This is a genomic window from Pseudomonas sp. F-14 TE3482 (genome assembly GCF_053629455.1).
The window spans coordinates 5,430,773-5,443,786 of record NZ_JBRJII010000001.1; the positions used below are offsets into that span (position 1 = coordinate 5,430,773).

The window sequence follows — 13,014 nt, forward strand, 5'->3', positions numbered from 1 at the left end:
TGTGCCTGAACGCTCTCTCGATTCAGAAGCCAATCCAATCCTGCTCAAACCGCTCCGAAGATGTTTTTCATCGCCGCATACTGCAGCAGCATGATGGTCTTGGCATCGCAGATCTCCCCGCGATAGAACGCCGCCAGCGCGTCGTCGAACGTCCACTCCAACACTTCCAGTTCTTCGGTTTCTTCCTCCAGCCCGCCGCCATCACTGACCTTCGAAGAGGCGTCGTACTCGGCCATGAAGAAATGCAGCTTTTCAGTCACCGAACCGGGGCTCATGTAGGCTTCGAAAACCTTCTGCACATGGTGGACGCGATAGCCGGTTTCCTCCTCGGCCTCAGCACGAATGCGCTCTTCAGGCGCAACGCCTTCCAGCAGCCCCGCTGCCACTTCAATCAACAAACCATCGTGGCCGTTGACGAACACCGGCAGCCTGAACTGGCGGGTCAGTACGACGGTTTTCTTCTCACGGTTGAACAGCAAAATCGCCGCGCCATTGCCCCGGTCGTAGACTTCGCGAGTCTGACGCTGCCAGTCGCCGTTGTTGCGCAAGTAATCGAAAGTGATTTTCTTCAGCAGATACCAGTCGTGGGACAGCACCTGGGACTCGATGATGTTGACCCGCTCGGCTGTGTTCGACATGACAATCCATCCTTATGTTCGTCAGAAAGCGTCCATGTTAGGCGAAAACAGAAAAGCCCGGCGACTGCCGTAATGGCGCTCCCAAGAGAATCTTGAGTCAGAGAAACCTGTGGCGAGGGAGCTTGCTCCCGCTGGGCTGCGTAGCGGCCCCAAAAATCTGACAACCATTGCGATTTTTGTGAGCGCTACGCACTCAAGCGGGAGCAAGGTATCCGTCCGGTCAACACACCTTCCTGACCTTCAGCCAATCTGCTCGAACCGCCGCCTGGTCACGAACAGCCCCGCGCCCACCGGCACGGCAAGGACCGACATCAATCCCAAGTCAAAGCCCAGCAACTGGGTCTGGCTCACTGCAACGCAGCCGATTGCGCCTGCCACCACCAGCGTCACCCCTAGCCACTTGCGCAGCGGGTACGGCTTAAGAAACCGATCAAGTAGAAAGGCCAGCACCACAACGATGACCGTCTGGGTAATTTCAGACATGTGCAGCCCCACTCAGGTCTTGATGATCAGGGATTCGGAAGAGCGCTGTGGGCCAATCCCACCATTGACCTGCGCCTGGATGCTGACGATTACGTCGCCAGCATGGTAGGTGGGCAGAGCGTCATTGACGTACGAGCGCACACCCGCCGTTACAACAGTACCTGCGGCGACACTGCCTGCAGGTCCGGCTAAACCGCCCACAGTACCGGCAGCGCCACCGAAGGCGGAGGCGGCCAGGTTGGCGATCTTGGTGCGTTGGGCATTGAGGACATCGCCCTGTTGCCGGGTCAGCGGCTTGGAGATGCCGATCATCATCACGCACGGCAGGCTCTTGGCCTGCATCTTGTCGTACACCTCGACGACCTTGCTGTTGACCTCATAGTGGGCGCTTTTCGCCTCGCCAAAATACAGCTCGCGCAGGCGTCCGCGTTCGCTGTCGGTGAGGGTGATCTGCGAGACGTTGAAGACGATCCCGTGAGTGCCCATGTATTGGAAAGTCCCTTCCAACTTCATCGCGCGCATCCTTTCGAGGCAAAGATGGCGATTCTCTACAAGGAGCGCATTGGATTCAAATCATTTCACCTTGCCGGCAAGGTGTGTTGGCTCCCTCGCCACAAGTTCTTACTGACTCAAGACTCTCTTGAGTGAACCGCATTGCGGCGCTTTCATCCTCAGGAAAGTTGCGCCTTGTATTCTTTCTGATACTGCCCGGCGAGGGTTTCTTTCTGTTGCTCGTCGAGCAACTTGCCGGCCATCTGGAAGAACTTCTGCTCCTCCTCTTTGAGATGGTGATGGACCTTCTCCGAGAGCTTTTTCGCCGTTGCCAACCAGGATGGACTGGACATTTCGGTTGCATCCAGCGCTTCCATCATCTCGTCCATTTCGTGATGTTCGGAGATGGCGTGGCGGCTAAGATCCACGCCGTTGTCGAACGCCATCAGCGGCATGTAGAAATGGCGTTCTTCAGCGGTTTCGTGGGCCTGAAGTTCGGATTTGAGCCGTTTGTAAGCCTCGACCCGTTCCGGGGTGTCGCCCTGGGTTTGAATCAGCGCATCGGCATAGCGGCGCTGACGGTCGTGGCTTTCGCGCAAGGCTTCAAAGATATTCACGGGCGGTCCTCAATGGCTGCGTTCAACAACGATGCTGTTCAGGCTAGACATTCCTGGAGCCCCGGGGGTTCCTTCGGTTGCGGGGATAGAACAATCGCCACATCCGGGATAGGCTCCGTGTTCACTGCCATAAGGATGTGTAGCCTATGACCCTGCGAATCGAATTGTCGAAAACTGCCTCCCAGGAAGAACGCGAGGCGATCCTCACACCGCTGCGCGCTTACAACGCCTCAAAGGCCGGGGCCACGGTGTCGGAGCAGATTGCTTTGCTGGTACGCAATGACAGCGACGAGATTCTCGGCGGGCTTTATGGCCGAGTGTTTTACCGGTGGTTTTTCATTGAATTGTTGTCGGTGCCGGAGCTGGCCCGGGGACAAGGGATGGGCTCGAAGCTGATGCAGATGGCCGAAGACCTGGCGCGGGAGAAGGAATGCGTGGGGATCTGGCTGGACACCTTCGACTTCCAGGCGCCGGAGTTTTACAAGAAACATGGCTATAGCGAGTTGGGGCACATTGCCGATTACCCGCCGGGCCATAAGCGCTTCTTTTTTCAGAAGCGTTTGATAAACGACGCCTGATCCTGTGGAAGCAGCCCATTGATGTGATCAACACCGGACCATTGTGGGAGCGAGCCTGCTCGCGATAGCGGTATGTCATTCAACAATGGCGTCTTCTGACCCGCCGCTATCGCGAGCAGGCTCGCTCCCACAGAGGAGGTGCGTAGCCATCAACTCAGAGACAGGTCGCCAACGCCGCCAATCGGCGTTTGGCGACAAAATCGTCATGCTGCGCGTAGTAGCTCAACGCTGTACCCGAAGCGTCGGTGCTCACGTCCACGAAGGACTCGGCCGAACGGGTATACACCGTCGAGCCACCCTTCTTGCCCGGCTGCAAATAAGCGCCCGCATCGACGCCGAACACTGCTTCGTCCTGCCAGGCAAACTGTACGCATTGGGCGACGATTTTTTCCGGTTTGTCCGAGGTCAGGGTTTTGTACGGGGTTTTGGTGCGGGCGTCATTCATCGCCGATCCGGCGCAGCCCGCCAGCAAGGTTGCGGCCAGCGCCATCATCAGAATTCGCATTGCATTCGCTCATCAGGAAAAAGCGGACTGTATCACCGCAGCGCAGCGCATCGTTCTGCTTTACTTCATTTATACCGCGACACCGCGCAACGATTCGCGCACCCTGTCGCGCCATTAACGCCGCATCGCCCATTTTTTTCCGGGCGCATTTTTCTGGAAAGGTCATGACACCCAACGCCGAATACTACAAACCGACCGCTGAATACGCCGACAAGCTGATCAGCCAGATCGGTCAGACGCCTTCCTGGATCGCCAAGCGAATTGGCGTCACCGACAAGCGGATTCGTTACATTCTCGATGGCGAAAGAACCGTCAAAGGTGAAACCACGCCGATCCAGATGACCTACCCCGAGCAATTTGCTCTGGAGTGTCTGGCCGCGGCTGCCAAGGCGAGCAAAAAGCAGTCTTCCAAGGAGTGACCATGGCGGCAACCGAACAGCAACACGAGCAGGCGCTGAAAAAGTTTCTCGATGAGCGTCCTGAGCTGCGCGTCGAACTGGACAACCTGAATCCACTGTTGGCCCAGGCCAAGGGCGTGACAGTGGCGCAGTACCGCGACGAGCGTTTGCATGAAGCGTTCGAAGCCGAGGCTGAGCGCCTGGGTTTGTTTGCCTGGGAGCTGACACTGCAACTGACGGCCGCCACGCCTGAGGACTACCAGGCCCAACGCCTGGAGGTGCACAAGGAAGTCGCGGAGATGGCCGGCATGGACTGGCTGGAGTATTGCGAGTTATATGGGCTAACCAAATAATCATCGCTGCTCAAGGAAGTCCTCTTCAATGCTGCCTTCTCCGTCAGGCACCCGGGCCACGCCGGGGCATCTGCATACCCATAAATGGCGCGGACGCATCGGCCTGGCGCTGGTCGCCGGTTTGTCGGTGCTCGCCGGCATGACCGATGCCATCGGCTTCATGGCCAGCGGCGACTTCGTGTCCTTCATGAGCGGCAACACCACACGCCTTGCCGTAGCGATCAGCGATGGCGATCTCGGGCTGACCCTGCGTCTGCTGATTCTCGTGGCCACGTTCGTCATCGGTAATGCCTTGGGCATTGTCGTCAGCCGGTTCGGTGGCCGACGGGCGCTGCCATTGATGCTGTGCATCGCCACGTTGCTGTGCGGCGCCGCAGCCTGGCCCTATGACAGGCAACTGCCGGCGCTGCTGGCGACGATCATTGCCATGGGCATGCTCAATGCCGCCGTGGAAGAGGTGAATGGACTGCCGGTCGGGCTGACCTATGTCACTGGCGCGTTGTCGCGGTTTGGTCGTGGGCTGGGGCGGTGGATGCTTGGCGAGCGGCGAAATGGCTGGCGGGTGCAGCTGGTCCCATGGACCGGGATGTTTGCCGGCGCGGTGATTGGGGCTTTACTGGAGCATCATCTGGGGCTCAAGGCCTTGTTTGTCAGTGGCCTGCTGGCCGGGGCGCTGGGGTTGCTGTCGTTGAAGATTCCGCGACGTTGGCAGTTGGGTTATATGCCGCGCTGAATCTTGTATTGACTGTTCGGGCCTCATCGCGGGCAAGCCCGCTCCCACAGGTTTTGCGGTGAAGCTAGAATCTTCGGCATCACACAAATCCCTGTGGGAGCGGGCTTGCCCGCGATGAGGCCCGCACAGACAACATCGATTTAGCCGCCCCGGCGATAAAGCTTTATCATGGCCGCAGTTTCGCTGATCGAGCCCATCATGAAATTCGCCATTGCGCTGTTTTCCGCCGCCCATGCACCCTCCTCGCGCCGCGCCTTGCTGTTCGCCCAGGCCGCGCTGGCCGGCGGGCATGAGATTGTCCGGCTGTTTTTCTATCAGGATGGCGTCTATAACGCGTCCGCCAGCGTGGTCACGCCTCAGGACGAGCAGGATTTGCCCAAGCAATGGCGCAACTTTGTCAGCGAGCATCAACTCGATGGCGTGGTCTGCATCGCCGCCGCCCTGCGCCGTGGGGTGTTGAACGAGGAAGAAGCCCAGCGCTATCAGCGTGAAGCGGTAGCGGTGGGTGCGCCGTGGGAATTGTCCGGTCTCGGCCAGTTGCATGACGCGGTGCAGGACGCTGACCGTTTGATCTGTTTCGGAGGCAAATGAGATGGCTAAATCCTTGCTGATTATCAGCCGTCAGGCGCCGTGGTCCGGGCCGAATGCGCGTGAGGCACTGGACATCGTGCTGGCCGGCGGTGCCTTCGATCTGCCGATCGGCCTGCTGTTTCTCGATGACGGCGTGTTCCAGCTCGCCAATAAACAGAACGCCAAGGCCCTGCAACAGAAAGACCTGAGCGCCAACCTGCAAGCCTTGCCGATGTTTGGCGTCGAAGACCTGTTCGTCTGCGGTGAAAGCGCCGCGACACGTGGTCTGGATCCCGAAAACCTGTCGCTTGAAGAAGCCCAGGTGTTGGCTGCCCAGGAAATCACTGCCCTTATTGATCGTTACGACCAGGTGATCACCCTCTGATGTCGACTTTGCATGTGTTGTCTCATTCCCCTTTCGGCGATGACCGCCTGAACAGTTGCCTGCGCGTGATCGGCGCCAACGATGCGCTTTTGCTGAGTGGCGATGCGGCCTATGCCTTGCAGCCAGGCACCGCACCATTCAGCGCGCTGCACGCCCGCGGCCTGAAGTTGTTCGTACTGGCCGAAGATGCTCAAGCACGGGCGTTGCAAATCCCGGACTGGGCCGAGGCCATCGACTACCCGGCCTTCGTCGAACTGTCGATTCACTACGACAAGGTCAACAGTTGGCTATGAGATCCCTGACGGTCGGCGCCCGCGCCATTGAACTGGACAAGGACGGTTTCCTGGTCGAACTGAGTGACTGGTCTGCCGAGGTGGCCGCCGCCCTCGCCGCGGCCGAAGACATCGAGTTGAGCCCGGAACACTGGGAGATCCTCGAACTGCTGCGCAGTTTCTACGACGAATTCCAGCTGTCCCCGGCGACCCGCCCGCTGATCAAGTACACCGCATTGAAACTCGGCCCCGACAAAGGCAACAGCCTGCACCTGAACCGACTGTTCAAAGGCACCCCTGCCAAACTCGCCGCGAAACTGGCGGGCCTGCCCAAACCGACGAATTGCTTATGACCGACTATCCAGCACTGACCCTCGAAACGCCCGCCGAGCACCCGTTCGCCCAGTTCGTGCGGATTCTTGGCAAGGGCAAACGCGGAGCCCGCAACCTGACTCGCGAAGAAGCCCGCGAGGCCATGGGCCTGTTGCTCGACGACAAGGTCGAGGACACCCAGCTCGGCGCCTTCCTGATGCTGTTGCGGCACAAGGAAGAAAGCGCCGAGGAAATGGCCGGGTTCGCCGAAGCCGTGCGTGAACGCCTGAATCCGCCAGCGCTGGCGGTTGATCTGGACTGGCCGACGTATGCCGGCAAGAAGCGTCACTTGCCGTGGTACCTGCTGGCGGCCAAGTGCCTGGCGCAGAACGGCGTGCGCATCTTCATGCATGGCGGCGGCGCGCACACGGCCGGACGGCTGTACAGCGAACAACTGCTCGAGACGCTGAACATTCCACTGTGCCGCAACTGGCAGCAGGTCGGCGCAGCGCTCGATCAGGGCGGTCTGGCGTTCATGCCATTGGTGGACTGGGCGCCGCAGCTTCAGCGGATGATCGACCTGCGCAACACCTTGGGCCTGCGCTCGCCGATCCATTCCCTGGCGCGGATTCTCAACCCTCTGGGCGCTCGCTGCGGTCTGCAAAGCATTTTCCACCCCGGCTATCAGGCCGTACATCGCGAGGCCAGCGGTTTGCTCGGCGACACTGCCATCGTCATCAAGGGCGATGGCGGTGAAATCGAGATCAATCCGGACGCCGACAGTCACCTATATGGCACCACCGGCGGCGAAAGCTGGGATGAAGAATGGCCACAGCTGTCGACCCAGCGCCACGTCAAACCGGCCAGCCTCGATCCCGAGCATTTGAAAGCGCTGTGGCGTGGCGACGTGGTCGATAGCTACCCGCAAATGGCACTGATCTCGACCATGGCCCTGGCGTTGCGCGGCCTCGGCCAGCCCCGCGAGCAAGCGTTCGAAACCGCCCAGCAGTATTGGGATGCCCGGGATCGATCGATTTAACCGATCATAAACGCCCAACCTTTGCGCTTTTTGTTCGAACCTATGCGCATAGACTCCTCTCCAACGCTTATTGGTTGAGGAGTTTTGAACATGGGTTTGTTAGTCGAAGGCCGCTGGCAGGATCAGTGGTATGAAAGCAAGGACGGCACGTTCCAGCGTGAACAGGCACAACGTCGCAACTGGCTGACCGCCGACGGCAAGCCAGGCCCCACCGGCATCGGTGGTTTTGCCGCCGAGGCGGGTCGCTATCATCTCTACGTCTCCCTCGCCTGCCCGTGGGCCCATCGCACGCTGATTCTGCGTAAGCTCAAAGGCCTGGAAAGCCTGATCGATGTGTCGGTGGTGAGTTTTCTGATGCTGGAGAACGGCTGGACCTTCGACAAGGCTCACGGCTCGACTGGCGACAAGCTTGGCGATCTGAAATTTCTGCACCAGCGCTACACCACCGATACCGCCGACTACACCGGCCGTGTCACGGTCCCGGTGCTCTGGGACAAACAGACAAATCACATCGTCAACAATGAGTCGGCGGAGATCATCCGCATGTTCAACAGCGCGTTCGATGAGTTGACCGGCAACGACCTGGATTTCTACCCGGCGCCATTGCGGGCCGAGATCGATGCGCTGAACGAGCGGATTTATCCGGCAGTGAACAACGGCGTGTATCGCGCCGGGTTTGCCACTTCGCAGCAGGCTTATGAAGAAGCGTTCGATGAATTGTTTGCTGAGCTGGATCGGCTGGAGCAATTGCTGGGCGCGAATCGGTACCTGACGGGCGAATACCTGACGGAAGCGGATATTCGGCTGTTCACTACGATGATTCGTTTTGATGCGGTGTACTTCGGGCACTTCAAGTGCAACCTGCGACGGATTGCCGATTATCCGAATCTGTCGAATTGGCTACGGGAGATTTATCAGTGGCCGGGGATAGCCGAGACGGTGAGTTTTGAGCACATCAAGAATCACTACTACGGCAGCCACAAAACCATCAATCCGACCGGGATCGTGCCTAAAGGGCCGGCGCAGGACTTCACTGCGGCTCATGATCGGGCGCGGTTGAAGGGGAAAGGGGTTTGGCGTAAAGCTGAGTTCTGATCTGAAGCAAGGGTGGTTTTGAGGGCCTCATCGCGGGCAAGCCCGCTCCCACAGGGATTTGTGTGATGCCAAAGATTGCAGCTTCACCAAATAACCTGTGGGAGCGGGCTTGCCCGCGATGAGGGCGACGCGATCACTAGACCTGCGCCTGAGCCCCTTCAAACCACGCCAGTTTCTCGCGCAGTTGCACCACTTCCCCGACGATCACCAGCGTCGGCGCATGTACTTCATGCTCCGCCACCAGCCGTGGAAGATCGGCCAGGGTGCCGGTAAACACCCGCTGATTGACCGTAGTGCCCTGCTGGATCAACGCCGCCGGGGTATCGGCCGCGCGACCGTGCTTGATCAACTGCTCGCAGATGATCGGCAGACCCACCAGCCCCATGTAAAACACCAGGGTTTGCGCCGGCGCGACCAGGTCGGCCCACGGCAAATCGGTGGAACCGTCCTTGAGGTGCCCGGTGACAAACCGCACCGACTGCGCGTAATCGCGGTGAGTCAGCGGAATCCCGGCATAGGCCGCGCAACCACTGGCTGCGGTAATGCCCGGGACGACCTGGAACGGAATGCCATGGGCCGCCAGCTCTTCGATCTCTTCGCCACCGCGCCCGAAAATGAACGGATCGCCGCCCTTCAAGCGCACCACGCGCTTGCCGGCCTTGGCCAAGTCCACCAGATGCTGGTTGATCTGTTCCTGAGGCACGGCGTGATCGGCGCGGCGCTTGCCGACGTAGACCCGCTCGGCATCGCGACGGCACAAATCCAGAATCGCCGGCGCCACCAAACGGTCATACAGCACCACATCGGCTTGCTGCATCAGACGCAAGGCGCGGAAGGTCAACAGGTCGGGGTCACCCGGCCCGGCGCCCACGAGATAGACCTCGCCGGTAGCGACAGGTGCTTCGCCATTGATTTTCGCCAGCATCAAGCGCTCGGCCTCGGCGCCCTGCCCGGCCAGTTGCCGGTCGGCAATCGGGCCCTGGAATACATCCTCCCAGAACGCCCGGCGCTGCTGCACATCCGGAAACAGACCTTTGACCTGAGTACGGAAACGCGCCGCCAGCCCGGCCAGTTGGCCATAGGTGGAAGGAATCCAGGTTTCCAGCTTGGCGCGAATCAACCGCGCCAGCACCGGTGCATCGCCGCCGCTGGACACCGCAATGATCAGCGGAGAACGGTCGACGATCGCCGGGAAGATCACGCTGCACAGGGCCGGCGCGTCCACCACGTTGACCGGTACGCAACGCCGATGAGCATCAGCGGAAACTTGCGCGTTCAGCGGTTCGTCGTCGGTGGCGGCGATGATCAGCCCGCAACCGTCCAGATCCGTTTCTGCGTAGCCACGCACCAGGCACTCGCCACCGCTGCCGACCACCAGCTCGCGCAGTTGCGGTTCGATTTGCGGTGCAACCACCCGCAGCAGCGCACCGGCTTCGGCCAGCAGGCGGGATTTGCGCAAGGCAATCTCCCCTCCGCCGACGACCAATACACGACTGCCGCGAAGGTTATGAAACAGCGGCAGATAGTCCATTTAGCCGATGACCTCAAGGCCACCCATGTACGGCTTGAGCACTTCAGGTACACGGATCGAACCGTCGGCCTGCTGGTAGTTCTCGAGCACCGCCACCAGGGTACGGCCGACCGCCAGGCCGGAACCGTTCAGGGTGTGAACCAGCTCAGGCTTGCCGGTTTCCGGGTTGCGGAAACGCGCTTGCATGCGGCGGGCCTGGAAATCGCCGCAGTTGGAGCACGACGAAATTTCGCGGTATTTGTCCTGGCTTGGAATCCACACTTCCAGGTCGTAGGTCTTGACCGCGCTGAAGCCCATGTCGCCCGTGCACAGCGCCAGGGTGCGATAGGGCAGTTCCAGCAGTTGCAGGACTTTTTCGGCGTTGGCAGTCAGGCCTTCCAGCGCTTGCATCGAGGTCGATGGCTCGACGATCTGCACCATCTCGACCTTGTCGAACTGGTGCTGACGGATCATGCCGCGCGTGTCGCGACCCGATGCACCGGCCTCGCTGCGGAAGCACGGTGTGTGTGCCACGAATTTGATCGGTAGCAGTTTCGAATCGACGATCTCGCCAGCGACGATGTTGGTCAGCGACACTTCAGCGGTCGGGATCAGGTACAGATCGGCTTCGCCATCGCGGCTGATCTTGAACAGGTCTTCTTCGAATTTCGGCAGCTGACCGGTGCCCTGCAACGCAGGCGCCTGCACCAGGTACGGGGTGTAGGCCTCTTCGTAACCGTGTTCGTTAATGTGCAGGTTGATCATGAACTGCGCCAGCGCACGGTGCAGACGGGCGATCGGGCCACGCAGCAGGGCGAAACGGGCGCCGGACAGCTTGGCGGCGGTTTCGAAGTCCAGCCAGCCGAACTTCTCACCCAGGGCCACATGGTCCTGAACCGGGAAATCGAAGGCCTTCGGCGTGCCCCAGCGGCGCACTTCAACGTTGCCTCCTTCGTCATCGCCGACCGGCACCGATTCGTGCGGCAGGTTCGGGATGCCCAGCAGGATCGAATCCAGCTCGGTCTGGATCGCGTCCAGCTCGAGTTTACCGGTGCTCAACTCCCCCGCCATGCGCTCGACGTCCGCCATCAACGGCGCGATGTCTTCGCCGCGCTGCTTGGCCTGACCGATGGACTTGGAGCGCGCGTTACGTTCAGCCTGCAGAGCTTCGGTGCGGGTCTGGACGGTCTTGCGCTGTTCTTCCAGCGCTTCGATGCGCGCAACATCCAGGGCAAAGCCACGGGATGCCAGGCGGTCCGCTACGTCCTGAAGGTTGCTACGTAACAGTTTGGAATCGAGCATGTCGGTTTCTCGTTATCAAAGTTTGGTCAAGGACAGGCCAGCCCAGGTGGCGAGCAGCCCGCCGAATACGCTGATGACCGCATAGCCCAGGGCCAGCGGCACTTGCCCGGTTTCCAGCAAGCGCACCGTATCCAGTGAAAAGGATGAAAAAGTCGTCAGCCCCCCGAGGAAGCCGACCATCAACCCGGCGCGCACCGCAAACGGTACCTCCGGGCGAATCAAAAACAGACCGTATAGAACGCCGATCAGCAAACAGCCCACGATATTAACGGCCAGCGTCGCGGTATAGAAGTGCCGCGGCCAATTCGCGTTGATCCAGTTACCGGTGGCGAAGCGCAATAGCGTGCCGGCGACACCGCCGACAGAAACGGCAACGATCAATGGAATCACTTTTTTCTCCGCTGTCGGGGGCTCAGACGATCAAGCTGCGCCAGGTGGTTCAGCTTTTCGCCGATCTTCAGCTCCAGGCCGCGGGGCACTGGTTGATAAAACCGTTGCGGTTCGAGCTCGTCCGGGAAGTAGTCTTCGCCAGCGGCATAGGCATCCGGTTCATCGTGGGCGTAACGATATTCGTCGCCATAACCCAATTGCTTCATCAATTTGGTCGGCGCATTGCGCAGGTGCAGCGGCACTTCGAGGGAACCATGTTCGGTGGCGCTGCGCATCGCGGCTTTGAAGCCCATGTACACCGCATTGCTTTTCGGCGCGCAGGCCAGATACGTAATGGCCTGGGCCACTGCCAACTCACCTTCGGGGCTGCCGAGCCGCTCCTGCACCTCCCACGCCGCCAGGCACAGGCTCAGGGCGCGTGGGTCGGCATTACCGATGTCTTCGCTGGCCATACGCACCACACGCCGAGCCAGGTACAGCGGGTCGCAACCGCCGTCGATCATCCGCGCGAACCAGTACAGCGCGCCATCGGGATTGGAGCCGCGCACCGACTTATGCAGCGCGGAGATCTGGTCGTAGAAGGCTTCGCCGCCCTTGTCGAAGCGCCGACGGGTGTCACCGAGCAGACTTTGCAGCAGGTCGACGCCGATTTCGCTGTTGTCTTCGGCCAGGTCCGAGGCGTTTTCCAGCAGGTTGAGCAGACGTCGGCCATCGCCATCGGCCGCGGATAACAGCATCCGGAAACCTTCATCGCTGAGCGTCAGTTGCCGCTTGCCCAACCCACGCTCTTCGGTCAATGCGCGATGCACCAGCTTGCGCAGGGCCGCTTCGTCGAGGCTTTTGAGCACATAGACGCGAGCCCGGGACAGCAGCGCGTTATTGAGTTCGAACGAGGGGTTTTCGGTGGTCGCGCCGATGAAAATCAGCGTGCCATCTTCAACGTACGGCAGGAACGCATCCTGCTGGGACTTGTTGAAGCGGTGTACTTCGTCGACAAACAGGATGGTGCGTTTACCGTATTGCCCGGCCTGCTGCTTGGCGACTTCCACCGCCTGGCGGATTTCCTTCACGCCGGCCAGCACCGCCGAAACCGTTTCGAAGTGCGCATCGGAGACTTCCGCGAGCAGCCGCGCCAACGTGGTTTTACCCACCCCCGGCGGCCCCCAGAAAATCATCGAATGCAGGGCACCCTGCTCCAGCGCTTCACGCAAAGGCTTGCCGCGAGCGAGCAGGTGTTCCTGACCGACGTACTCATCCAGATTGGTCGCACGCAGGCGTGCGGCCAAGGGCTGAGCAATCGGGGCGCTGCGAAACAGGTCCATCACTACTTATGAAACCTCAC

Annotated in this window: 20 protein-coding genes; 10 read left to right on the forward strand and 10 right to left on the reverse strand. The window is 60.2% G+C overall.

Going from position 1 to position 13,014, the window contains the following annotated elements; all coding sequences use genetic code 11:
* Nucleotides 1–44 precede the first annotated feature (44 nt).
* From AB7M26_RS24490 to AB7M26_RS24505, 4 genes are all read right to left on the reverse strand, one after another.
* Nucleotides 45–638, reverse strand: a complete 594-nt coding sequence (locus AB7M26_RS24490) for an NUDIX domain-containing protein (protein WP_123493821.1) — start codon at nt 636–638, stop codon at nt 45–47.
* 240 nt (nt 639–878) lie between these two features.
* Nucleotides 879–1,121 carry a hypothetical protein gene (locus AB7M26_RS24495; protein ID WP_123493819.1) on the reverse strand — a complete coding sequence of 81 codons (243 nt, stop codon included), beginning with the start codon at nt 1,119–1,121 and terminating at the stop codon, nt 879–881.
* A gap of 12 nt (nt 1,122–1,133) precedes the next feature.
* Entirely contained in the window at nt 1,134–1,634 is a 501-nt protein-coding gene (locus tag AB7M26_RS24500; protein WP_123493817.1) for a hypothetical protein, read from the reverse strand.
* A 158-nt stretch (nt 1,635–1,792) separates the two neighbouring features.
* A complete protein-coding gene (locus tag AB7M26_RS24505; protein WP_123493815.1) occupies nt 1,793–2,230 on the reverse strand; it encodes a hemerythrin domain-containing protein in 438 nt (145 codons plus the stop codon).
* A gap of 146 nt (nt 2,231–2,376) precedes the next feature.
* On the opposite strand from AB7M26_RS24505, the gene AB7M26_RS24510 reads away from it, so the two are divergent.
* Nucleotides 2,377–2,808 (forward strand): GNAT family N-acetyltransferase, encoded by a 432-nt coding sequence (locus tag AB7M26_RS24510; protein WP_123493813.1) that lies wholly within the window; start codon nt 2,377–2,379, stop codon nt 2,806–2,808.
* Between the two features lie 154 nt (nt 2,809–2,962).
* Here AB7M26_RS24510 and AB7M26_RS24515 read toward each other — a convergent pair whose 3' ends face one another.
* Both AB7M26_RS24515 and AB7M26_RS24520 read right to left on the reverse strand, forming a co-directional pair.
* Nucleotides 2,963–3,313, reverse strand: coding sequence for a hypothetical protein (locus tag AB7M26_RS24515; protein WP_123493811.1), 351 nt, complete (start codon nt 3,311–3,313; stop codon nt 2,963–2,965).
* Nucleotides 3,246–3,479, reverse strand: coding sequence for a hypothetical protein (locus AB7M26_RS24520; RefSeq protein ID WP_185022022.1), 234 nt, complete (start codon nt 3,477–3,479; stop codon nt 3,246–3,248). Before AB7M26_RS24520 ends, AB7M26_RS24515 begins: the two co-directional genes overlap by 68 nt.
* Here AB7M26_RS24520 and AB7M26_RS24525 point away from each other — a divergent pair.
* From AB7M26_RS24525 to AB7M26_RS24565, 9 genes are all read left to right on the forward strand, one after another.
* On the forward strand, nt 3,478–3,732 hold the full coding sequence (locus AB7M26_RS24525) for a hypothetical protein (protein WP_008008546.1): 255 nt from the start codon (nt 3,478–3,480) through the stop codon (nt 3,730–3,732). The genes AB7M26_RS24520 and AB7M26_RS24525 overlap by 2 nt on opposite strands.
* 2 nt (nt 3,733–3,734) lie before the next feature.
* The gene (locus AB7M26_RS24530; protein ID WP_008008547.1) at nt 3,735–4,064 is read left to right on the forward strand and encodes a DUF6388 family protein; all 330 of its coding nucleotides are present in this window, start codon (nt 3,735–3,737) and stop codon (nt 4,062–4,064) included.
* 28 nt (nt 4,065–4,092) lie between these two features.
* Nucleotides 4,093–4,797 (forward strand): YoaK family protein, encoded by a 705-nt coding sequence (locus AB7M26_RS24535; RefSeq protein ID WP_123493809.1) that lies wholly within the window; start codon nt 4,093–4,095, stop codon nt 4,795–4,797.
* A gap of 198 nt (nt 4,798–4,995) precedes the next feature.
* Nucleotides 4,996–5,388, forward strand: coding sequence for a sulfurtransferase complex subunit TusD (tusD, locus tag AB7M26_RS24540; protein WP_123494360.1), 393 nt, complete (start codon nt 4,996–4,998; stop codon nt 5,386–5,388).
* Between the two features lies 1 nt (nt 5,389).
* Nucleotides 5,390–5,752: a sulfurtransferase complex subunit TusC gene (gene tusC / locus AB7M26_RS24545; RefSeq protein ID WP_123493807.1), complete on the forward strand. Its 363-nt coding sequence runs from the start codon at nt 5,390–5,392 to the stop codon at nt 5,750–5,752.
* On the forward strand, nt 5,752–6,045 hold the full coding sequence (gene tusB, locus AB7M26_RS24550) for a sulfurtransferase complex subunit TusB (protein WP_123493805.1): 294 nt from the start codon (nt 5,752–5,754) through the stop codon (nt 6,043–6,045). The genes tusC and tusB overlap by 1 nt, the downstream gene beginning before the upstream one ends.
* Nucleotides 6,042–6,377: a TusE/DsrC/DsvC family sulfur relay protein gene (locus AB7M26_RS24555; protein WP_123493803.1), complete on the forward strand. Its 336-nt coding sequence runs from the start codon at nt 6,042–6,044 to the stop codon at nt 6,375–6,377. The genes tusB and AB7M26_RS24555 overlap by 4 nt, the downstream gene beginning before the upstream one ends.
* Complete coding sequence (locus AB7M26_RS24560; RefSeq protein ID WP_123493801.1) at nt 6,374–7,375, forward strand: glycosyl transferase family protein; 1,002 nt, start codon at nt 6,374–6,376, stop codon at nt 7,373–7,375. Before AB7M26_RS24555 ends, AB7M26_RS24560 begins: the two co-directional genes overlap by 4 nt.
* 90 nt (nt 7,376–7,465) lie before the next feature.
* Nucleotides 7,466–8,470, forward strand: a complete 1,005-nt coding sequence (locus AB7M26_RS24565; protein WP_123493800.1) for a glutathione S-transferase family protein — start codon at nt 7,466–7,468, stop codon at nt 8,468–8,470.
* A gap of 136 nt (nt 8,471–8,606) precedes the next feature.
* On the opposite strand, the gene cysG is transcribed toward AB7M26_RS24565, so the two are convergent.
* From cysG to AB7M26_RS24585, 4 genes are read right to left on the reverse strand one after another with little or no spacing between them, the layout of a single operon-like run.
* Complete coding sequence (gene cysG / locus AB7M26_RS24570; RefSeq protein WP_123493798.1) at nt 8,607–10,001, reverse strand: siroheme synthase CysG; 1,395 nt, start codon at nt 9,999–10,001, stop codon at nt 8,607–8,609.
* The gene (serS, locus tag AB7M26_RS24575) at nt 10,002–11,282 is read right to left on the reverse strand and encodes a serine--tRNA ligase (RefSeq protein ID WP_123493796.1); all 1,281 of its coding nucleotides are present in this window, start codon (nt 11,280–11,282) and stop codon (nt 10,002–10,004) included.
* Between the two features lie 15 nt (nt 11,283–11,297).
* On the reverse strand, nt 11,298–11,672 hold the full coding sequence (gene crcB / locus AB7M26_RS24580; RefSeq protein ID WP_008008558.1) for a fluoride efflux transporter CrcB: 375 nt from the start codon (nt 11,670–11,672) through the stop codon (nt 11,298–11,300).
* Entirely contained in the window at nt 11,669–12,994 is a 1,326-nt protein-coding gene (locus AB7M26_RS24585; RefSeq protein WP_123493794.1) for a replication-associated recombination protein A, read from the reverse strand. The genes crcB and AB7M26_RS24585 overlap by 4 nt, the downstream gene beginning before the upstream one ends.
* Between the last annotated feature and the right edge of the window lie 20 nt (nt 12,995–13,014).